The following is a 20,344-nucleotide window of genomic DNA, read 5'->3' on the forward strand; positions in this document are numbered from 1 at the left end:
AGACCTCTCGAAACAAACCCGCGGCGCGCTCGCCGCGTCCTGGCATGACGCTCACGCGCCGGCCGACTTCTTCGCCGCACGCCGCGCGGCGTACAGCCCGAAGCCGAGCGCGGCCGCCGCCATCGCCCACCACTGAAACATGTAACCGTAATTGCGCTCGACGCCGGTCGTCGCCGCCGGCCAGTCGCGCACGAGCTTGTCGCCGTCGTCGCTCGTCTGCTGGATCACGAACGGCTGCAGCGGCAGCCCGGTTTCCCGCGCATACGCGGCGACGTCGAGGTTCTGGCGGATCTTCTGATGCGCGGCCGACCCGCCTTCGCCGAGCTCGAACGCGCGCGACGCATCGGCGCGCGCGATGCCGACGATCTCGACGTCGCCCGCCGGCGTCGCGAACGGCTCGATCGCCGTGCGATCGGCGATATTGCGCGGCAGCCACCCGCGGTTCACGAGCACGACGCCGCCGCCCGTGAGTTTAAACGGCATCACGACGTAAAAACCCGGCTGGTCGTTATACGGCCGATTGTCGAGGAACACCGCTTGCTCGGGCATGAAACGGCCCTTTGCCCGCACGCGATGAAACTCGATCGACGCGAGCGGAACCGGCTGCGCGCCGATGTCGACAGGGGCCGCCTGCTCGTAGCGCTCGATGCTCGCCTGCAGCGCTTCCTTCTGGTGCGCGCGGTCGCGCTGCCAGAAACCGAGACGGATCGTGACGGCGACGACGACGAGGATCAGCAACGCGGGCAGCCAGCGGATCTTCATCATGCGGCCCGCCCGGCACCTGCGCGAAAGCGAAGTGCGATAATTATCCTCTTCCTTTCGAATTGCCGTCGTCCGGTTCGTGTCATGCACATACTCGTTCCCATCGCCTTCGTCCTCATCATTGCCAGCATGGGCTCGGCGCTCTACTTCATGATGCACGACCGCGGCCATACGAAGCGCATGGTCTGGTCGCTCGCCACCCGCGTCGGGCTGTCGGTGTCGCTGTTCCTGCTCATCCTGTTCGCAAACTGGATGGGCTGGATCCATTCGACCGGCCTGCCGATCGGGCGTTGATGCCGTTGCCGCGCCGGCCGCTGTGACATTTCGCCGCACGGCCGCGCCACCAAGCAAAAGCGCCGCCTGACTGAGTCGCGGCGGCGCCAGGGTGGTGTCGGTCGCGGCTTCGCCGCCGCGCGCTCAACACCAATGAAAACGGCCCGCGCATTGCTGCGCGGGCCGTCGTTCCATTTACAGCCAGTAGACGACGACGTACAGGCCGAGCCAGACGACGTCGACGAAGTGCCAGTACCACGCGGCGCCTTCGAAGGCGAAGTGGTGATCGGGCTTGAAGTGGCCGCGGATCATCCGCACCAGCACCACCGCGAGCATCGTGCCGCCGAGGAACACGTGGAAGCCGTGGAAGCCCGTCAGCAGGAAGAACGTCGAACCGTACACGCCCGAGTTCAGCGTCAGGTTCAGTTCGTTGTACGCGTGGTAGTACTCGAAACCCTGCAGGAACAGGAAGCAGATACCGAACACGAGCGTCGCGGCCAGCCAGGCGATCGCCTTCTTGCGATGATCGTCACGCAGCGCGTGGTGCGAGATCGTCAGCGTCACGCCCGACGACAGCAGGAACGCGGTGTTCAGCGTCGGGACCGGCCACGGGCCCATCGTCTTGAAGTGACCGGCGAGCGCGGCGGGGCCTTCGTTCGGCCACACGGCGGAGAAGTCCGGCCAGATCAGCTTGTAGTCGAGGCTGCCGAGCTGGTGCAGCGCGATTTCACGCGCATAGAACAGCGCGCCGAAGAACGCGCCGAAGAACATCACTTCCGAGAAGATGAACCAGCTCATGCTCCAGCGGTACGACTTGTCGACGTTCTTGCCGTAATGACCGCCTTCCGATTCGGCGATCGCGTCGCCGAACCAGTGATACAGCGTGAAGAGCAACCACAGCAGGCCGAGCAGCGCCGTAAACGGCGCCCAGTCGTGACCGTTGATCCACAGCGCTACCGAGCCGAGCATGACCAGCAGGCCGATGGCCGCGCTGATCGGATGCTGCGACGGATGCGGCACGAAATAGTACGGGGTCTGGTTTTGACCGCTCATGCTTGATTCTCCACTTCAGTCCAATTTGTGTACCGGAAACCGCTCCGGCTTTATTTCTTGCGCGGCGAGACCGCCACCGCTCTTTCCTGCACGCCGCGCCGTGGCGCCGCGCACTGCATTCTTTCGTCGCCGCGGGCCGCTAGCCGCTAACTGCGCCCTCAGCCCACGACGGCACGCACGATCAGGATCAGCACGCCGATGAACACGCCGGCCGCGATCAACGCGACGATCAGCACGTGCAGCGGATTGAGCTGCGTCGCGTCGGCCTCCAGGTCGCGCCGCTTGCGCACCCCGAAGAACGACCACAGCACCGCTTTCAGCGCCTGACCGAACGTACCGCTCCGCTTGACCTCCGTCATCGCCCCGCCTCCGTCGTCATGCATCCGGCTTCGCCGCACCCTGCGCCGCCGCCGTACTGCGCTGCGCCGGGGCCGGCGTGGCCGGGGTATTCAGCTCGAAGAACGTGTACGACAGCGTGATCGTCTTCACGTCCTTCGGCAATTTCGGGTCGATCACGAACACCACCGGCATCTTGCGCGACTCGTTCGCGGTCAGCGTCTGCTGCGTGAAGCAAAAGCACTCGATCTTCTTGAAGAACTCCGTCGCCTGCTTCGGCGCGTAGCTCGGAATCGCCTGCGCGACGACCGGCCGGCCCTGCCCGTTCGTCACGTCGTACACGATCGTCGTCAGTTCGCCCGGATGCACGTCGAGACTGTTGTGCTCCGGCTTGAAGCCGAGCGGCCCGCGCGCGTTCGCATCGAACTCGACCGACACCGTGCGGCTGTAGTCGACCTGCGAGTTCTTCACCTCGCGCTCGCTGACATCGCGCTGCACCAGGTTGTTGATGCCGGTGATCTGGCAGATCGCCCGATACATCGGGATCAGCGCGAAGCCGAAACCGAACATCAGCCCGGCCACGACGAAGAGCTTCACCAGCATCGAACGATTGAACGCGCGATCCGCGGCGCCCTCTTCCGGCTTCGACATACGACGACTTCCTCGCTACTGCGTCAGTTACTGCATCAGTGGGTGGACAGCCACCACTGTTTGATCACGACACCCACAAAAAAAACGGCGGCGATGACGAGCAGGGTGAGGCCGAGCCGCTTGTTGCCCGCGCGGATCTGCTCGGGCGTTCGTCTTTCTTGTGGATTCCGGGTCATCTGAAACTTCGCTGAAACTTCCGTTTCGCGCCCGCCGCGCCTGCCTGCGCGGCAGGCAGCGGCGGAACGCTAGGTGAAACTTATTCGACGTGCGGCGGTTGCTCGAACGTGTGGAACGGAGCCGGGCTCGGGACCGTCCACTCGAGGCCCGTCGCGCCATCCCACGGCTTGTCCGACGCCTTTTCCAGCTCGCCGCCGCCACGGTAGGCCGGCAGCGCGACCGCGAACAGGAAGTACACCTGCGCGAGGCCGAAGCCGAATGCGCCGATCGTCGCCACCTGGTTGAAGTCCGTGAACTGCGCCGGGTAGTCCGCATAGCGGCGCGGCATGCCCGCGAGACCGACGAAGTGCATCGGGAAGAACGTCAGGTTGAAGAAGATCATCGACGCCCAGAAGTGGATCTTGCCGCGCGTCTCGTTGTACATCCAGCCCGTCCACTTCGGCGCCCAGTAGTACCAGCCCGAGAACAGCGCGAACAGCGAGCCGGCCACCAGCACGTAGTGGAAGTGCGCGACCACGAAGTAGGTGCCGTGATACTGGATGTCGAGCGGCGCCATCGCGAGCATCAGGCCCGTCAGGCCGCCGAACGTGAACACGAACAGGAAGCCGATCGCGAACAGCATCGGGGTTTCGAACGTCATCGAGCCGCGCCACATCGTCGCGAGCCAGTTGAACACCTTCACGCCCGTCGGCACCGCGATCAGCATCGTCGCGTACATGAAGAACAGCTGGCCGGTGACCGGCATGCCCGTGGCGAACATGTGGTGCGCCCAGACCATGAACGACAGGATCGCGATCGACGCCGTCGCGTACACCATCGAGCTATAGCCGAACAGCGTCTTGCGTGCGAACGCCGGGATCACCTGCGACACGATCCCGAACGCCGGCAGAATCATGATGTACACCTCGGGGTGGCCGAAGAACCAGAAGATGTGCTGGTACATCACCGGGTCGCCGCCGCCTGCCGCATTGAAGAACGACGTGCCGAAGTGGCGGTCGAACAGCACCATCGTGATCGCGCCTGCCAGAACCGGCATCACGGCGATCAGCAGGTACGCGGTGATCAGCCACGTCCACGCGAACATCGGCATCTTCATCAGCGTCATGCCCGGTGCGCGCATGTTCAGGATCGTCACGACGATGTTGATCCCGCCCATGATCGACGATGCGCCCATGATGTGGACCGCGAAGATCGCGAAGTCCATGCCCGGGCCCATCTGCGTCGACAGCGGTGCGTACAGCGTCCAGCCGGCCGCCGTCGCGCCGCCCGGCGCGAAGAACGAACCGACCAGCAGCACGGCCGCGACCGGCAGCAGCCAGAAGCTGAAGTTGTTCATCCGCGCGAACGCCATGTCGGATGCGCCGATCTGCAGCGGAATCATCCAGTTCGCGAAGCCGACGAACGCCGGCATGATCGCGCCGAACACCATGATCAGGCCGTGCATCGTCGTGAGTTCGTTGAAGAACTCCGGACGCATGATCTGCAGGCCCGGCTCGAACAGCTCGGCACGGATGCCGAGTGCCATCACGCCGCCCGACAGGAACATGATGAACGAGAACAGCAGGTACAGCGTACCGATGTCCTTGTGGTTGGTGGCGAACAGCCAGCGACGCCAGCCGTGCGGGGCTTCGTGCGCGTGGTCGTCGTGCGCGTGGTCCGCGGCTACGTCGTGCCCGATGCTAGACATGAGAATCTCCTAATGCGAATACGTCGACTAACTCAGCGACACGTCAAGCCGCCGGGCCGATCTCGACACGCCGGGCTTCCTTCGCGTCAGCCCCGCCCGTGATCGTTTCCGGCTTTTTGAGAATAATGTGGTCTTCCGCCACGCCTGCTGCCTTCAGCGCATCGCGCACGGCCTGCGCCCGATGCTTCGCCAGTTCGGCGTTCGCGTCGGCCGAGCCCGTCTTGTCGGTGAAGCCCGACAGCGCGAGCTTCGCGTCCGGATGTGCCTTCGCATAGTCGGCCGCGGCGGCGATCGCCGCCTTCGCGTCGGCCGGCAGCACGCTCTTGCCCGTCTCGAAGTAGATCGTCGACAGCGCGGCCGATGCCGCTGCCGCCGGCTGCTCGGCGCCCGACGCGGCTTGCGCCGGCGCCGAAGCCGCTTCCGCCGGGGCCGCTGCCGTTGCCGCGCCTGCCGTGTCTTCCGGCAGCTTGCCGTTGCGTGCGTCGGCCACTTGCTTCGGCTGCAGCAGGTCGTTCTTGTGGTTGCCCCACGAGTTGCGTTCGTACGTGACGACCGAAGCGATGTCGAGGTCCGACAGCGACGCCCACGACGGCATCGCGCCCTTGCCGTGCAGCACGCGCTCGACGTGCGCGGCGATCGGGCCGTTCACGATCGGGCTGCCGTCCATCGCCGGGAATGCGCCGAGGCCCTTGCCGTTCACCTGGTGGCAGGCCGCGCAGTTCGCCTTGTAGACTTCCTCGCCGTGCGCGACGAGTTCGGCCATCGTGTAGACCTTGTTCGGGTCGACCGCCGCGCTGGCCAGCTTGGCCTTCTGCGCGGTGACCCACTTCGCGTAGTCGTCGTCCGACAGGACTTCGACGACGACCGGCATGTACGCGTGCTCCTTGCCGCACAGCTCGGTACAGAAACCGCGGAACGTGCCAACCTTGTCGGCCTTGAACCACGTGTCGCGCACGAAGCCGGGGATCGCATCCTGCTTCACGCCGAACGCGGGCACGTACCACGAGTGGACGACGTCGTTCGCTGTCGTGATGATGCGGATCTTCTTGTTGACCGGCACGACGAGCGGGTTGTCGACTTCCTGCAGATAGGTGTCGGTGATCGGCTTCTTGCCCATCACTTCGTCGCGCGGGGTGGTCAGCGTCGACAGGAAGCCGATGCCCTCGCCCGGGCCCTTCACGTAGTCGTAGCCCCACTTCCACTGGTAGCCGGTGACCTTGATCGTGAGATCGGCGTTCGTCGTGTCCTTCATCGCGACGACGGCCTTCGTCGCCGGCAGCGCCATCAGCACGACGATGACGAACGGCACGATCGTCCAGATGATCTCGACGGTCGTGCTTTCATGGAAATTGGCGGCCTTGTGGCCCTTGGATTTGCGGTGCGCGAAGATCGAATAGAACATCACGCCGAACACGCCGACGAAGATCACCGTACACAGGATCAGCATCATCGTGTGGAGATCGTAGAGCTCCTCGGCGATCTTCGTGACAGGCGGCTGAAAGTTGATCTCGTTGACACGGGGGCCGCCCGGGCTATCACCGACCGCCAGGGCCGCACCGGCAAAGAGCAATCCGCTGCATGCCAGCACGCCCGTGAGGGCTCGCTTGATTGTTTTCATAGCATCCTTACCCAAAATTTCCATTCAAACCCTCCCCCGTCGCAAGCCACCGGCCTCGTCCGGCCGATGACCGCGCCTCGTCAGCCGCAGCGCCTGAGCGACACGCGCAGTTCGTCGGCGAACTGCGCACGCTTGTACTGCGCGAGATGCTGCCCGATTACGACGGTCTGCCCGCGCGATACCAGCCGAATCGGATCGCGTGGCGTCGCACCCGGCTCGACCCGCACCCAGCGCGGGTTGAATTCGATCTGCGTGAGCCGCTCCGCATCCATCCGCTCGATCACGAGCCGGTGCGGAAACAGCCTGATGCGCTCGTAATCGACCGCATGGCGAGCATAGATCGCAAATGCGACACCCACCGCCAGCAACTCGATTCCGGTGAAGGGCATGACGAGCCAGACCCCTCTCCACATCAGCAACGCCGCGATCGCCAGCGAGAAGCCCGCGAGCGACGCATAAAACAGCACGAACTGGCGTGGCGACACCGAACAGTTGCGTTTCATGAGCCAGTCTTCGAGGACCGGTTCGCTGTCCGCCGTCTCCGCCAAAACCCTCGCTGCTTCCATCGCCGCCTCACGCGAATGGCATGCGATGCATGCCTGCATCGGACTCGTCGCCCCGTATTGCGGGGACCCCGGGACGACAAGCTGACGCATTATAGGCGGGTTCAATGGCATCCACAAGCAAGCGCCTATCGCCCGCCAAGCCAAGTGCGACAAGCTTTCCGGCCGTTTTTGGCGCCAATTCGACCCCGCTTTGCGCCGCTAATTTCAGACATAACAAAACCCCTCTTTACCGCTTTACCGATTCTTCGGACGCCCCTTGCCGATGTCCTCGATGCGCACGATCCCGTGGCCTTCTGCGGTCGTGCGCGGCACGGCCTTCCACGCGTGGCCGTAGATCACCTCGAAGGTCAGCGGGATCGTGCCGTCCTCGCGCCGGCGCGCGTCCAGCGCGTCGCCGAGCGCCGCGCGAAAGCGTCGCGTCGCGTGCTGCGGCGCCGTGCGCTCGAACGGATAGGCGCCCCAGCGGCGCACGTCGGCCAGCAGGGAGTCGGGGGATTTGTAGGTGACGGTCAGCACTTCCTGGTCCATCACGGGAATCTCGAAGCCGCTCTCGACGAGCATGTCGCCGAGGTCGTGCATGTCGACGAAATCGATCACGCGCGCGGCGGGCGGCGCGATGCCGAGCGCCGCTTCGGCGTCCGCGCAGGCCGCGCGCAGCTCGCGCAGCGTGTCCGGGCCGAGCGTGCTGAACATCAGCAGGCCGTTCACGCGCAGCACGCGCTGCCATTCAGGAAACACCGTATCGGGACGCGAATGCCAGTGGAGCGCGAGATTCGACCAGATCAGGTCGAACGCGCCACCGGGAAACGGCAGCGCCGCGAAGTCGGCCTGCGCGACGCGCGGGCCGCGCTGGCCCAGCGCCCGGCCGAGCGACGCCGGCAGCCAGCGGCGCCAGTTGGTCTGCTCGACCTCGCGCTGGCCGGCCCGCGCGAGCATCGCGCCGGACAGGTCCACGCCGAACACAGGTGCCTCCGGAAAGCGCGCGCGCAGCGCCGGCAGGTCGTCGCCCGGGCCGCAGCCCGCGTCGAGTACGGCCGCGGGGCTCACCTTGATGTATTCGAGACGCTCGTTCATCCGCTGCGCGATCTCGCGCGGCAGGAACGCGACCGCATCGAACGTGGCGGCACGGCGGTCGAAGATCCGCCGCAGGCGCCGGGTGTCATTGGCCGGACGGCCGGTTGAAGTCGAAGCTGGGGACATGTCGGGCACACTGGCGAAGAGCCCGAAGTATACTCGCTCGCCTCGCAAGCTTCATTGAGGCGGCGTGCCAGGAGTGTTGCGATGGTCCGCGGTTCCGCCGAGCGCACGATGCGCGTCGTTTTGTCGCAGGTTCGAACGCTGGTCGTGCGCGTTGCCGCGGTCGCATTGCCGAATCGCTGCGCGTTGTGCGGCAATTTGTCACACGGAGTGATTTGCGGCGCCTGCGATGCCGCGTACTGGAATGAAGCGAGGCTGCGCTGCGCGGTCTGCGCGCTGCCGCTCGGTGTCGGGCATGCGCGATCGCTTGGCGGTCGTCGTACCGGCGCCGGCCGCGCGGCCGCGTACCGGTGCGACGCGTGCCGCACCGCGCCGCCGCCGTTCGATGCGACGCTCGCGCTTGCCGATTACCGCGCGCCGCTCGACGGGCTCGCGCGCGGCCTGAAGTTTCACGCGCGACTCGCGCTCGGCGGCGAATTCGCGGCCCGGCTCGCCCGGCTGGTCGACGATACGCACGGCGCGAGCGGCTTCGACCTCGTCGCGCCGGTGCCGCTGTCGCACCGGCGGCTCGTCGCGCGCGGGTACAACCAGGCATGGGCGATCGCGCGTCCGCTCGCGCGCCGGCTCGGCGTGCAAGCGGACGCAGCCTTGCTCGCGCGCGTCGCCGACACCGCGCCGCAGTCGCGGCTCGACCGGCACGCACGGCGCGACAACGTGATGGCGGCTTTCGCGGTGGCCGGCGGCGTCGCCGGCCGCCACATCGCGCTCGTCGACGACGTGATGACGTCCGGCGCGACGCTCGCGGCGGCCGCGCAGGCGCTGAAGGCGGCGGGCGCCGCGCGCGTGACGAATCTGGTTGCGCTGCGCACCGCCAGGGATTAATTAGAGAGAGAGGCCGGCCGCCGCGAATGCGGCCGTCACGAACCGGTCAGCCGGGAGCCCGCGCGCGTTGCGCGGCTCCGGCCGGCCCAGCCAAACCGAAACATGTTCAACGTCGTCCTCGTCGCCCCCGAAATTCCGCCGAACACCGGCAACGTGATCCGCCTGTGCGCGAACACCGGCGCGCACCTGCACCTGATCGAGCCGCTCGGCTTTCCGCTCGACGACGCGCGCATGCGTCGCGCCGGCCTCGACTATCACGAGTATGCGCAAATGCGCGTGCACCGCGACTGGGACGCATTCGTCGCCTCCGAAGCGCCCGATCCCGCGCGAATGTTCGCGTTCACGACGCGCGGCTCGGGCCGCTTCCACGATCGTGCGTTCCTGCCCGGCGACTGGTTCGTGTTCGGCTCGGAAACGCGCGGCCTGCCGGCCGAGCTGCTCGAACGCTTCCCGAACGAACAGCGCGTGCGCCTGCCGATGCGACCCGACAACCGCAGCCTGAACCTGTCGAACACGGTCGCGGTGGTCGTGTTCGAGGCGTGGCGCCAGGCCGGCTTCGAAGGCGGCGCCTGACGCTCGCCGCGCGCGGCGTCGAACGCGTCAGGTTCGCGCGAGCCGTGCGCGGTACAGGTCGTAGATATCGGGGGAAAAGCACGCGAACACCACGCGTGTGAGGTTTGGCGCCTGCGCGAGCATCTCGGCGACGGTGCCGACCGCGATATCGACGGCGGCTTCGGCCGGATAGCGGTAGACCCCGCAACTGATCGCCGGGAACGCGATCGACGTCGCGGCGACTTCCTCGGCCAGCTCGATCGCGCGCCGGTAGCAGGACGCGAGCAACTCGGCCTCGCCACGCGCGCCGCCGTACCAGACCGGCCCGACCGCGTGGATCACATAGCGCGCCGGCAGCCCGTGGCCGCGCGTGAGCTTCGCGTCGCCGGTGTCGCAGCCGCCGAGCGTGCGGCACTCGGCGAGCAGGCCGGGGCCGGCCGCGCGGTGAATCGCGCCGTCGACACCGCCCCCGCCGAGCAGCGAGCCGTTCGCGGCGTTGACAATCGCGTCGACCTCGAGCGTCGTGATGTCGACGACTTGCGCATCGAGCGTGGTGGAATGGATCTGCAGCATGACGACCTCGCGGAACGCCGGAGATTGTTCAAGCGTAGTCCGCTTTGGCGCCGCGCGCCCGGCGCAACCGTGCCGGGCGAACCCGGCTCGCGCTACTCGGCGCGCGCGTCGCGGCGCAACAGGCCGCTGACGGCGTCGCGCGGCGCGATGCCGTCGAACAGCACCCCGCACACGGCTTCCGTGATCGGCATTTCGATCGATTGCGCGCGCGCGAGCGCCAGCACGGCCTGCGCGCAGCGCACGCCTTCGGCCACGTGGCCGAGCGCGCCGAGGATGTCGTTGAGCGTGCGGCCGGCCGCCAGTTGCAGGCCGACCGTGCGGTTGCGCGACAGGTCGCCCGTCGCGGTGAGGATCAGGTCGCCGAGGCCCGTGAGGCCCGTGAAGGTTTCCGCGCGGCCGCCGAGCGCCACGCCGAGCCGCGACATTTCGGCGAGGCCGCGCGTGATCAGCGCGGCGCGCGCGTTCAGCCCGAGGCCGAGGCCGTCGGAAATGCCGGTCGCGATCGCCAGCACGTTCTTCACCGCGCCGCCGACCTCGACGCCGACCACGTCGTCGCCCGTATAGATCCGCATCGCGCCGTGATGGAACGCGGCGAGCGTGCGCTCGCGGCATCCGGCCGACGTGCTCGCCACCGTCAACGCGACGGGCAGCGACTGCCCGACCTCGCGCGCGAAACTCGGGCCCGACAGCACGCCGTTGCTCTGCTGTCCGGGCAGCTCGGCCGCGATCACCTGATGCGGCAGCAGGTGCGTGTCGGCCTCGAAGCCCTTGCAGACCCAGACGATATGCGCGGGCACGCAGCCGGCGTCGCGCATCGCGTGACACAGCGTGCGCAGCCCGGCCACTGGCGCGGCGATCACGCACAGCGCGTCGTCCGCGGCGCCATGCGCGAGCGCGACGCCGAGATCGGCGTCGTAGCGCAGCGCGTCAGGCAACGCGATGCCGTCCAGATAGCGGGAATTTTCGTGCCGGGCCTGCAGCCCGGCGATGAGCGCGGCGTCGCGCGCCCACAAAAGCGTATCGTGCCGCGCGGCCAGATGGCCCGCGAGCGCGGTGCCCCAGGCACCGGCGCCGAGAACGGCTACTTTCATACCCAGCACCGGTCCGAGCGAAACGTCAGTTCAGCGTCGTGCCATTCGGCGCGCCGTTCGGTGCGCCTGCCGCACCAGCCTGCTGCTGGAGCTGCGCGAGACGCTGCTCGTACAGCGCCTGGAAGTTGATTTCCGCGAGGTGGATCGGCGGGAAGCCGGCGCGCGTGATCGCGTCGGCGATGTTCGAGCGCAGGTACGGGAACAGGATCGTCGGGCATGCGATGCCGACGAGCGGGTCGAGCTGTTCGTCCGGAATGTTGCGAATGTCGAAAATGCCGGCCTGCTTCGCTTCGATCAGGAACGCGACCTTGTCCTTCACCTTCGCGGTGACGGTACCCGACACGACGACTTCGAACACGCTTTCCGCGAGGCGGTCGGCCTTGACGTCGACTTCGACTTCAACCGACGGCATGTCCTGCTCGAGGAAGATCGCCGGCGAATTCGGCTGCTCGAGCGACATATCCTTCAGGTAGACGCGCTGGATGTTGAAGAACGGTTGGTTTTCGACGTCGGACATGGTGTTTCCCTAAAAGTGGTGACGGGGCGGCCCGGCTGCTCGCCGGCCGCCACGGATGAATCCTGCGCGCCCAAGCCGCGGCGCGGCCGGCGGCCATTCTGCCCTAATCAGGCCGCTTGCAGAAGCGGCACGAGGCCGCCTTCGCGGTCGAGCTTCGACAGATCGTCGTAGCCGCCGACGTGCGTGTCGCCGATATAGATCTGCGGCACCGTGCGGCGCCCCGTGCGCGTCATCATTTCCTCGCGGCGGGCCGGATCGCGATCGATCAGCACCTTTTCGATCTGCTCGACGCCGCGCAGCTTCAGCAGGCGCTCGGCCTGCATGCAATACGGACACACCTGCGTGCTGTACATCAAAACCTTGTTCACTTCGCCACTCCTTGTTTGACGACCGGCATCCCGGCCTGCTGCCAGGCGGCCACGCCGCCTTCGAGCACGTGCACCTCCGCGTAACCCGCCGCCTCGACCTCGCGCGCCGCCTTCTGCGACTGCTGGCCGTTCTGGCAGACGAGCAGCACCGGGGTGCTCTTGTTCTTCGCGACCTGCGCAATTTTCGCGCCGATCTCGCCCGCCGCGACCTGACGCGCCGACGGCAGGTGACCGGCGGCGAAGTCGGACGCGGCGCGCAGGTCGATCACGACCGCGTTGCGGCGATTGATGAGCTGCGTCGCCTCGGCGGCCGACAGGCCGCCGCGGCCGCGGCGCAGGGCCGGCCATGCGAGCAGGCCGCCGGAAACCAGCAGGATCGCGATAAGGGCCAGGTTCGTGTAATTGGTAAAGAACGTCACGGAATGCCGCCGGAAAAAGAGAAATCGGATGAGGACAATCCCGCCATTATAAAATAACCGTCTTGCGCGATGTCGGGCCCCGGTTCGGTCCCGTGCGACGCGCCCCGCTTCCCTATCACTACCGACCGCAAGATCCATGTACAAACTCGTTCTCATCCGCCACGGCGAATCGACGTGGAACAAGGAAAACCGCTTCACCGGCTGGGTCGACGTCGACCTGACCGAACAGGGTCGCAACGAGGCCTACCAGGCCGGCGAATTGCTCAAGGAGGCCGGCTACACGTTCGACATCGCGTACACGTCGGTGCTCAAGCGCGCGATCCGCACGCTGTGGCACGTGCAGGACAAGATGGACCTGATGTACCTGCCGGTCGTCCATTCGTGGCGCCTGAACGAGCGCCACTACGGTGCGCTGTCGGGCCTGAACAAGGCGGAAACGGCCGCCAAGTTCGGCGACGAGCAGGTGCTCGTGTGGCGCCGCAGCTACGACACGCCGCCGCCCGCGCTCGAGCCGACCGACGAACGCGCGCCGTTCAACGACCCGCGCTACGCGAAGGTGCCGCGCGAGCAGCTGCCGCTCACCGAGTGCCTGAAGGACACGGTTGCGCGCGTGCTGCCGCTGTGGAACGAGTCGATCGCGCCGGCGGTGCGCGCCGGCAAGCAGGTGCTGATCGCCGCGCACGGCAACTCGCTGCGCGCGCTGATCAAGTACCTCGACGGCATCTCGGACAGCGACATCGTCGGCCTGAACATCCCGAACGGCGTGCCGCTCGTCTATGAGCTCGACGAAAACCTGAAGCCGATCAAGCACTATTACCTCGGCGACCAGGAAGCGATCGCGCAGGCGCAGGCCGCCGTCGCGAAGCAAGGCAAGGCGGGCTGACGCCCGACGCGGCGGGCAGGCCCGGTTCCGGCGCGGCGCGCCCGGCCCCGGTCGCCCGCTGCACGCTGCACGCCGCGCGAACCTTCGCGGCCCCGCTGCGGTCGAACCCGCTTTCGAACCGCAGCGCCCCCGCCGGGGCCTCTGCGGCCTTTTCGACGCTTTTCGCGCCGTTCCACTGAGTTATCGGACGAACAGTTATACTTGTCCGCTACATCCCCGCTACCGCCACGCGCTTCCCGACCGCACCAGACTCTCTATGCGAATGAATTTGAAGAACATCGGCCTGATTGCCGCGGGCCTCGCCACGGGCGTGTTCGCCACGCTGCAGGTTTCCGCATCGGCCGAGCAGACCGCCACGGCGCCGCTTCCCCTCGACCAGCTCCGCCTGTTCGCGGAGGTATTCGGGCAGATCAAGCGCGAGTACGTCGAACCGGTCGACGACAAGAAGCTGCTGACGGCGGCGATCAAGGGCATGGTGTCGAGCCTCGATCCGCACTCGTCGTTCCTCGACAAGACCGACTATGACGAGCTGCAGGAGCAAACGAAGGGCCGCTTCGCGGGTCTCGGCATCGAGATCTCGCAGGAAGACGGCCTCGTCAAGGTGATCTCGCCGATCGAGGACACCCCCGCGTTCCGCGCCGGCATCCGTCCGGGCGACCTGATCACGCGCATCAACGACAAGCCGGTGCGCGGCATGACGCTCGACAAGGCCGTCAAGCAGATGCGCGGCGAGCCGGGCACCAAGGTCACGCTGACGATCTTCCGCAAGAGCGACGACCGCACGTTCCCGGTCACGGTCACGCGCGCGATCATCAAGGTCCAGAGCGTGAAGATGAAGATGCTCGATCCGGGCTACGCGTATGTCCGCATCACGAGCTTCCAGGAGCGCACGACGCCCGATCTCGCGCAGAAGCTGCAGGACATCGCGCGCCAGCAGCCGAACCTGAAGGGCCTCATCCTCGACCTGCGCAACAACGGCGGCGGCCTGCTGCAGAGCGCGGTCGGCGTGGCCGGCGCGTTCCTGCCGCCCGACTCGGTCGTCGTGTCGACCAACGGCCAGATCCCCGATTCGAAGCAGGTCTACCGCGATACGTACGACAACTATCGCCTGCCGTCCTTCGACGGCGATCCGCTGAAGAACCTGCCGCCGATCTTCAAGACCGTGCCGATGATCGTGCTGACGAACGCGTATTCGGCGTCCGCGTCGGAAATCGTCGCCGGTGCGCTGCAGGATTCGAAGCGCGCGCAGATCATGGGCAAGACGACGTTCGGCAAGGGTTCGGTGCAGACGGTGCGCCCGATGACGGCCGACACCGCGCTGCGTCTGACCACCGCGTACTACTACACGCCGAGCGGCCGTTCGATCCAGAACAAGGGCATCACGCCGGACGTGCCGGTCGATCAGTACGCGGACGGCGATCCGGACGACGTGCTCGTGACGCGCGAGGTCGACTACACGAACCACCTCGCGAACACGCAGGATCCGAACGAGAAGAAGGAGCAGGAAGAACGCGAACAGCGCCGGATGGATCAGCTGCGCATTCTCGAAGAGCAGAACGACAAGAAGACGCCGGAGCAACGCCAGAAGGATCGCGATCGCAAGCCGATCGAGTTCGGCAGCGCCGACGACTTCATGATGCAGCAGGCGCTCAACAAGCTCGAAGGCAAGCCGGTCCAGGAATCGAAGTCGCTGCTCGCCGAGAGCACGACCAAGAGCCCGGCCGCGAAGGCGGCGACGGCGTCGAAGGCATCGGGCGCAAGCGCCGCGAAGCCGGCTTCCGCACCGAAGCCCGCATCCGCGCCGAAGTAAGCGCCGGCCGCATCGAACGGGCCATCGCGGGAAGACCGCGATGGCCCGTTTTTCATGCGCGCCTAAAATAACGAACGTCCGCCCGCCTCGCTCACGACTCCCCATGAACGACGATCAACTCCTTCGCTACTCCCGCCACATCCTCGTCGACGAGATCGGCATCGAGGCGCAGCAGCGCTTTCTCGATGCGCATGCGATCGTCGTCGGCGCGGGCGGCCTCGGCTCGCCGGCCGCGATGTATCTCGCGGCGTCCGGAGTCGGCACGCTCACGCTCGTCGACGCCGACACGGTCGACCTCACGAACCTGCAGCGGCAGATCCTGCACGTGACGGCCTCGGTCGGCCGCAGCAAGGTCGAGTCGGGGCGCGACGCGCTCGCGCAACTGAACCCCGAGGTGACGGTGAACGCGGTCGCGGAGCGCGTCGACGATGCGTGGCTGGACGCGCACGTGCCGCATGCGAGCGTCGTGCTCGACTGCACCGACAACTTCGCGACGCGGCACGCGATCAATCGCGCGTGCGTCGCGCACGGCGTGCCGCTCGTGTCGGGCGCCGCGCTGCGCTTCGACGGCCAGATCAGCACGTTCGACTTCCGCGACGCGGCCGCGCCCTGCTATGCGTGCGTGTTCCCGGAAGACCAGCCGTTCGAGGAAGTCGCGTGTTCGACGATGGGCGTGTTCGCGCCGACCGTCGGGATCATCGGCGCGATGCAGGCGGCCGAGGCGCTGCGCGTGATCGGCGGCATCGGCAAGACGCTCAACGGCCGGCTGATGATGCTCGATTCGCTGCGGATGGAATGGACGACGATGAAAATCGCGCGCCAGGCCGACTGCCCCGTGTGCGGGGGTCGGCACTGACGCGCGACGGGCATGCGCTGGACGCGCATGCGTGACACTTCGCTACAGTTGGCGGCGACGAAAACGCCTACGCGGCCGCGTCCGCCCGCGGCTCGGCGACCGACAGCCGCTGCAGCGCCGCCTGCACTTCCTCCGGCTCGAACGCGGCCAGCACGTCGGCCGTCGGCTTTTCGAGCGCCTTCAGGTGCGCGCGCAGGATCTCCTGCTTCACGACGAGCAACTGGCTCGGGTGCATCGAGAACTCGGTGAGCCCCATCCCGAGCAACAGGCGCGTGAGCGCCGGGTCGCCCGCCATCTCCCCGCACACCGACACCGACACGCCCGCGCGCTTCGCTTCGCGCAGCGTGTACGCGATCAGATGCAGCACGGCCGGATGCAGCGGGTCGTACAAGTGCGCGACCGCGTTGTCCGCGCGATCGATCGCGAGCGTGTACTGAATCAGGTCGTTCGTGCCGATCGACAGGAAGTCGAAGCGCTTCAGGAACAGCGGCAGCGCGATCGCCGCGGCCGGGATCTCGATCATCGCGCCGAGGCGCACGTTCGGATCGTATGCGAGCCCCGCGTCGTCGAGCTGGCGCTTCGCCTCGCGGATCAGGTCGAGCGTCTGGTCGATCTCCTGCGCATGCGCGAGCATCGGGATCAGGATCTTCACCTGGCCGAACGCGGACGCGCGCAGGATCGCACGCAACTGCGTGAGGAACATCTGCGGCTCGGACAGGCTCCAGCGGATCGCGCGCAGCCCGAGCGCCGGGTTCGGCGCCGTTTCGTAGCCTTCGTCGAGCGCCTCGAGCGGTTTATCGGCGCCGACGTCGATCGTGCGGATCGTCACCGGCATGCCCTTCATCCACTCGACGGCCCGCTTGTACGCGGCGAACTGCTCCTCCTCTTCCGGCATCTCCTTCTGATGCATGAACAGGAACTCGGAGCGGAACAGGCCGACGCCGACCGCGCCGGCCTCGACGGCCGCCTTCGCGTCGTCGGGCAGCTCGATGTTCGCGTACAGCTCGATCTTCGTGCCGCACAACGTTTGCGTCGGCGAGAACTTCAGGCGCTGCAGCTTGCGTTGCTCCAGCAGCTTCTCGGACTGGCGGTACGAATATTCCTCGAGGACGATCGGCGCCGGATCGACGATCACGATGCCCTGGTCGCCGTCGACGATGATCAGGTCGTCCTGGCGGATCAGCGAGCTCGCATGCTGGACGCCGACCGCGGCCGGAATGCCGAGACTGCGCGCGACGATCGCCGTGTGCGACGTGCGCCCGCCGAGATCGGTGACGAACGCCTGGAACGACTGCGTCTTGAACTGCATCATGTCGGCCGGCGCGATGTCGTGCGCGACGACGATCATGTCGTTCGTGCCGTTCCTGGCCGCGCCGTCGAGCGCCTGCGACGCGGACGGCGCACCGGCGAGCGCCTTCAGCACGCGCTCGACCACTTGTTCGATGTCGGCCTTGCGCTCGCGCAGGTACTCGTCCTCGATGTCGTCGAAATGGCGCGTCAGCAGTTCGAGTTGCTCGGTCAGCGCCCATTCGACGTTGTAGCGGCGCGTGCGGATCAGGTCGATGGTTTCCTGCACGAGCATCTCGTCGCTCAGGATCATCGTGTGGACGTCGATGAATGCGCCGACTTCGCTCGGGGTGTCGTCGGTCAGGTCGGCGCGCAGCGCTTCGAGCTCGCGACGCACGACGTCGAGCGCCGTGCGGAATCGCTCCACTTCGGCGTCGATCTGGTTGGCCTCGATCAGGTAATGGGCGACGTCGAGCGCCGCCGGCGCGATCAGATACGCTCGCCCGATCGCGATACCTCGTGAGACGGGAATGCCATGCAGCGTGAAGGACACGCGCACCTCCTCTGTACAAGTAAAGCCGCGGCACACTGCTGCGATGCGCTTATGACCCCGGTTAGCGATTATAAATTCCGCGACTCCCTGCTGACTGCATGCAGCGCAGCATTGCGCATTCCGCATCAATGCTTCCGACGAAAAAAATGCCGCGAAATCCGCGGCATTCTGACTGGAAACGGCAATGATTCCGCGTGGCGATCACTGGCCTTCGCCGAACTTGTCGGCGATCAGCTTCAGCAGCGCGTCCATCGCTTCCCGCTCGTCGGGCCCTTCGGTTTCGATCGTCACGGTGCTGCCGATGCCGGCCGCCAGCATCATCACGCCCATGATGCTCTTCGCATTGATCTTGCGCCCGTTGCGTGTCATCCAGACTTCGGACTGGAAGTTGCCGGCCAGTTGCGTAAGCTTGGCCGATGCGCGCGCATGGAGCCCCAATTTATTGACGATGGTGGTTTCTTGTTGAAGCATGATTCTCGGTCGGGTCGGTCTGGACCGCCGGCGGCACGCGTCGGCGGGTCGGTCTAAAACGGAAAACGGCGGCTCAGTGCGATTCGGTGCGCGGTTGCGGCTCCGGCGGAATCGGCGCGCACTGGCCGCAGCCGGTTTCCGTCGGCGGCGGCGGCGTGCCGGACGACACCTCGTGGACGCCCTTCGCGCCGCCGGACAGCGCCTTGTCGACCAGCTTGTCGAGCGGCACGGTGCGGTAGCAGACGGCTCGCACGAGCATCGGCAGGTTCACGCCGGCCAGCACGCGCACGTTGTCGAGCTTCGCGAGCTGGCCCGCGATGTTCGCGGGCGTCGCGCCGTACATGTCGGTCAGTACGACCACGCCGTTTTCTTCCCGCAGCCGCGCGAGTTCCGCGTGCGCAAACGCCATCACCTGGGTCGGATCACTGTCCGCCATCACGTCGATGCAGCCGATGCGGGCAGGTACGCCGCCGTAGATGTGCGCGATACAGTCCCGCAGCGCGGTGGCGAGCGGGGCGTGCGCGATGATCAGGATCCCGGCCATGTCAGATCGCTCCCGGCCGCCCCTGGCGGGCCGATACCCCGCGGCGGGGCAATGAGCGTAGCGAGTGTGGGGAACGTTTCATGTTCAGCCTTGCAACAGTGTCGGCCCGACCGCCGGGCCTTCGGTGCGCCGATCACGGCACCGGGCGAGCGGGCATTGTAGCAGGCCGGTCAAGCTGCTCCGGCGACGGGGGACCTGCGCGGCCGCCGCCGGGGTTGCGCGGGAAACGGGTCGGGCCTACGCGGCCGCACGCTCCAGCGCGTCGATGAACATCGCGGCGACGTCGAAACCCGTCTGCTCCATGATCTCGCGGAAGCACGTCGGGCTCGTGACGTTCACCTCGGTCAGCCAGTCGCCGATCGCGTCGAGCCCGACCAGCAGCAGCCCGCGCGATGCGAGCACGGGCCCGAGCGTGTCGGCGATCTCGCGGTCGCGGGCCGTCAGCGGCTGCGCGACGCCGAGCCCGCCCGCGGCGAGATTGCCGCGCACCTCGCTGCCCTGCGGAATCCGCGCGAGCGAATACGGCACCGGCTCGCCGCCGATCAGCAGGATGCGCTTGTCGCCGGCCTTGATCTCGGGAATGAACTTCTGCGCCATCACCGAGCGCGTGCCATCGTGGCTCAGCATCTCGACGATCGAACCGAGGTTCATGCCGTCCGGCTTCACGCGGAACACGCCCATCCCGCCCATCCCGTCGAGCGGTTTCAGGATCACGTCGCCGTGCTCGGCGTGGAACGCGCGCAGCCGTTTCGCGTCGCGCGTGACGAGCGTCGGCGCGACGAACTGCGGAAACTCGCCGATCGCGAGCTTCTCCGAATGGTCGCGGATCGACTGCGCCTTGTTGAACACGCGTGCACCCGCGCGCTCGGCCAGCTCGAGCAGCCACGTCGACGTCACGTACTCCATGTCGAACGGCGGATCCTTGCGCATCAGCACCGCGCCGAACGATTCGAGACGGCGCGCGTCGACCGGGCCCGCGTCGAACCAGGTGTCGCGATGCAGGTCGTCCAGCTCGCCGACGAACGTGATGCGCCGCACGTCGGCCTCGACGGCCGAGCCCGTCCACGCGAGGTGGCGCGGCTCGCACGCGTACACCGCATGCCCGCGCCGGGCGGCCTCCGCCATCATCGCGTAGGTCGAATCCTTGTAGATCTTGAAATGCTCGAGCGGGTCGGCGATAAAAAGAATGTCCATGCGGGTCCTGTACGTAGCGAAGCC

Annotated in this window: 24 protein-coding genes; 6 read left to right on the forward strand and 18 right to left on the reverse strand. The window is 66.9% G+C overall.

Going from position 1 to position 20,344, the window contains the following annotated elements; all coding sequences use genetic code 11:
* Positions 1-51 precede the first annotated feature (51 nt).
* Positions 52-762: an SURF1 family protein gene (locus tag KU887_RS15095; RefSeq protein ID WP_034201899.1), complete on the reverse strand. Its 711-nt coding sequence runs from the start codon at positions 760-762 to the stop codon at positions 52-54.
* Positions 763-846: 84 nt separating this feature from the next.
* Here KU887_RS15095 and KU887_RS15100 point away from each other — a divergent pair, with 84 nt between their 5' ends.
* On the forward strand, positions 847-1,056 hold the full coding sequence (locus KU887_RS15100) for a twin transmembrane helix small protein (protein ID WP_006477735.1): 210 nt from the start codon (positions 847-849) through the stop codon (positions 1,054-1,056).
* Positions 1,057-1,230: 174 nt separating this feature from the next.
* Here the strand turns inward: KU887_RS15100 and KU887_RS15105 are convergent, their stop codons facing one another.
* The 8 genes from KU887_RS15105 to KU887_RS15140 all read right to left on the reverse strand — a co-directional run bounded on the left by KU887_RS15105 (position 1,231) and on the right by KU887_RS15140 (position 8,323).
* On the reverse strand, positions 1,231-2,088 hold the full coding sequence (locus KU887_RS15105) for a cytochrome c oxidase subunit 3 (protein WP_006486364.1): 858 nt from the start codon (positions 2,086-2,088) through the stop codon (positions 1,231-1,233).
* 158 nt (positions 2,089-2,246) lie between these two features.
* Positions 2,247-2,447 (reverse strand): DUF2970 domain-containing protein, encoded by a 201-nt coding sequence (locus KU887_RS15110; RefSeq protein WP_006486367.1) that lies wholly within the window; start codon positions 2,445-2,447, stop codon positions 2,247-2,249.
* 16 nt (positions 2,448-2,463) lie between these two features.
* Positions 2,464-3,075, reverse strand: coding sequence for a cytochrome c oxidase assembly protein (locus KU887_RS15115; protein WP_006486387.1), 612 nt, complete (start codon positions 3,073-3,075; stop codon positions 2,464-2,466).
* Positions 3,076-3,110: 35 nt separating this feature from the next.
* Positions 3,111-3,251 carry a cytochrome oxidase small assembly protein gene (locus tag KU887_RS15120; protein ID WP_006486385.1) on the reverse strand — a complete coding sequence of 47 codons (141 nt, stop codon included), beginning with the start codon at positions 3,249-3,251 and terminating at the stop codon, positions 3,111-3,113.
* Between the two features lie 80 nt (positions 3,252-3,331).
* Positions 3,332-4,939 (reverse strand): cytochrome c oxidase subunit I, encoded by a 1,608-nt coding sequence (gene ctaD, locus KU887_RS15125; RefSeq protein ID WP_006477731.1) that lies wholly within the window; start codon positions 4,937-4,939, stop codon positions 3,332-3,334.
* A gap of 43 nt (positions 4,940-4,982) precedes the next feature.
* On the reverse strand, positions 4,983-6,581 hold the full coding sequence (gene coxB, locus KU887_RS15130; RefSeq protein ID WP_006477730.1) for a cytochrome c oxidase subunit II: 1,599 nt from the start codon (positions 6,579-6,581) through the stop codon (positions 4,983-4,985).
* A gap of 56 nt (positions 6,582-6,637) precedes the next feature.
* Entirely contained in the window at positions 6,638-7,162 is a 525-nt protein-coding gene (locus KU887_RS15135; RefSeq protein ID WP_006486400.1) for a DUF2244 domain-containing protein, read from the reverse strand.
* 195 nt (positions 7,163-7,357) lie between these two features.
* A complete protein-coding gene (locus KU887_RS15140; protein WP_048986797.1) occupies positions 7,358-8,323 on the reverse strand; it encodes a methyltransferase domain-containing protein in 966 nt (321 codons plus the stop codon).
* An 81-nt stretch (positions 8,324-8,404) separates the two neighbouring features.
* Between KU887_RS15140 and KU887_RS15145 the strand changes: the two genes are divergently transcribed.
* Positions 8,405-9,202, forward strand: a complete 798-nt coding sequence (locus tag KU887_RS15145) for a ComF family protein (RefSeq protein WP_258250459.1) — start codon at positions 8,405-8,407, stop codon at positions 9,200-9,202.
* 102 nt (positions 9,203-9,304) lie between these two features.
* Positions 9,305-9,775 (forward strand): tRNA (uridine(34)/cytosine(34)/5-carboxymethylaminomethyluridine(34)-2'-O)-methyltransferase TrmL, encoded by a 471-nt coding sequence (trmL, locus tag KU887_RS15150; RefSeq protein ID WP_034201336.1) that lies wholly within the window; start codon positions 9,305-9,307, stop codon positions 9,773-9,775.
* Between the two features lie 27 nt (positions 9,776-9,802).
* On the opposite strand, the gene KU887_RS15155 is transcribed toward trmL, so the two are convergent.
* The 5 genes from KU887_RS15155 to KU887_RS15175 all read right to left on the reverse strand — a co-directional run bounded on the left by KU887_RS15155 (position 9,803) and on the right by KU887_RS15175 (position 12,722).
* Complete coding sequence (locus KU887_RS15155) at positions 9,803-10,327, reverse strand: O-acetyl-ADP-ribose deacetylase (protein WP_006481556.1); 525 nt, start codon at positions 10,325-10,327, stop codon at positions 9,803-9,805.
* A gap of 92 nt (positions 10,328-10,419) precedes the next feature.
* Positions 10,420-11,418 carry an NAD(P)H-dependent glycerol-3-phosphate dehydrogenase gene (locus KU887_RS15160; protein WP_006499050.1) on the reverse strand — a complete coding sequence of 333 codons (999 nt, stop codon included), beginning with the start codon at positions 11,416-11,418 and terminating at the stop codon, positions 10,420-10,422.
* A 25-nt stretch (positions 11,419-11,443) separates the two neighbouring features.
* Positions 11,444-11,935 (reverse strand): protein-export chaperone SecB, encoded by a 492-nt coding sequence (gene secB, locus KU887_RS15165; RefSeq protein WP_006481561.1) that lies wholly within the window; start codon positions 11,933-11,935, stop codon positions 11,444-11,446.
* 107 nt (positions 11,936-12,042) lie between these two features.
* A complete protein-coding gene (gene grxC, locus KU887_RS15170) occupies positions 12,043-12,303 on the reverse strand; it encodes a glutaredoxin 3 (protein WP_006477722.1) in 261 nt (86 codons plus the stop codon).
* Positions 12,300-12,722, reverse strand: coding sequence for a rhodanese-like domain-containing protein (locus KU887_RS15175; protein WP_006481558.1), 423 nt, complete (start codon positions 12,720-12,722; stop codon positions 12,300-12,302). The genes grxC and KU887_RS15175 overlap by 4 nt, the downstream gene beginning before the upstream one ends.
* 136 nt (positions 12,723-12,858) lie before the next feature.
* Here KU887_RS15175 and gpmA point away from each other — a divergent pair, with 136 nt between their 5' ends.
* The 3 genes from gpmA to KU887_RS15190 all read left to right on the forward strand — a co-directional run bounded on the left by gpmA (position 12,859) and on the right by KU887_RS15190 (position 16,271).
* Positions 12,859-13,605, forward strand: coding sequence for a 2,3-diphosphoglycerate-dependent phosphoglycerate mutase (gpmA, locus tag KU887_RS15180; protein WP_006481562.1), 747 nt, complete (start codon positions 12,859-12,861; stop codon positions 13,603-13,605).
* Positions 13,606-13,861: 256 nt separating this feature from the next.
* Entirely contained in the window at positions 13,862-15,415 is a 1,554-nt protein-coding gene (locus KU887_RS15185) for a S41 family peptidase (protein ID WP_006487071.1), read from the forward strand.
* 103 nt (positions 15,416-15,518) lie between these two features.
* The gene (locus KU887_RS15190; RefSeq protein ID WP_006487067.1) at positions 15,519-16,271 is read left to right on the forward strand and encodes a molybdopterin-synthase adenylyltransferase MoeB; all 753 of its coding nucleotides are present in this window, start codon (positions 15,519-15,521) and stop codon (positions 16,269-16,271) included.
* 67 nt (positions 16,272-16,338) lie between these two features.
* On the opposite strand, the gene ptsP is transcribed toward KU887_RS15190, so the two are convergent.
* The 4 genes from ptsP to gshB form a co-directional block, all read right to left on the reverse strand.
* The gene (ptsP, locus tag KU887_RS15195; RefSeq protein ID WP_006487070.1) at positions 16,339-18,111 is read right to left on the reverse strand and encodes a phosphoenolpyruvate--protein phosphotransferase; all 1,773 of its coding nucleotides are present in this window, start codon (positions 18,109-18,111) and stop codon (positions 16,339-16,341) included.
* Positions 18,112-18,312: 201 nt separating this feature from the next.
* The gene (locus KU887_RS15200) at positions 18,313-18,582 is read right to left on the reverse strand and encodes an HPr family phosphocarrier protein (protein ID WP_006477716.1); all 270 of its coding nucleotides are present in this window, start codon (positions 18,580-18,582) and stop codon (positions 18,313-18,315) included.
* Positions 18,583-18,655: 73 nt separating this feature from the next.
* Entirely contained in the window at positions 18,656-19,126 is a 471-nt protein-coding gene (locus KU887_RS15205) for a PTS sugar transporter subunit IIA (RefSeq protein WP_006487073.1), read from the reverse strand.
* A 237-nt stretch (positions 19,127-19,363) separates the two neighbouring features.
* On the reverse strand, positions 19,364-20,320 hold the full coding sequence (gshB, locus tag KU887_RS15210; protein ID WP_006499053.1) for a glutathione synthase: 957 nt from the start codon (positions 20,318-20,320) through the stop codon (positions 19,364-19,366).
* Positions 20,321-20,344 lie beyond the last annotated feature (24 nt).

This window comes from Burkholderia sp. EMB26 (genome assembly GCF_024730645.1).
GTDB lineage: Bacteria > Pseudomonadota > Gammaproteobacteria > Burkholderiales > Burkholderiaceae > Burkholderia > Burkholderia cenocepacia.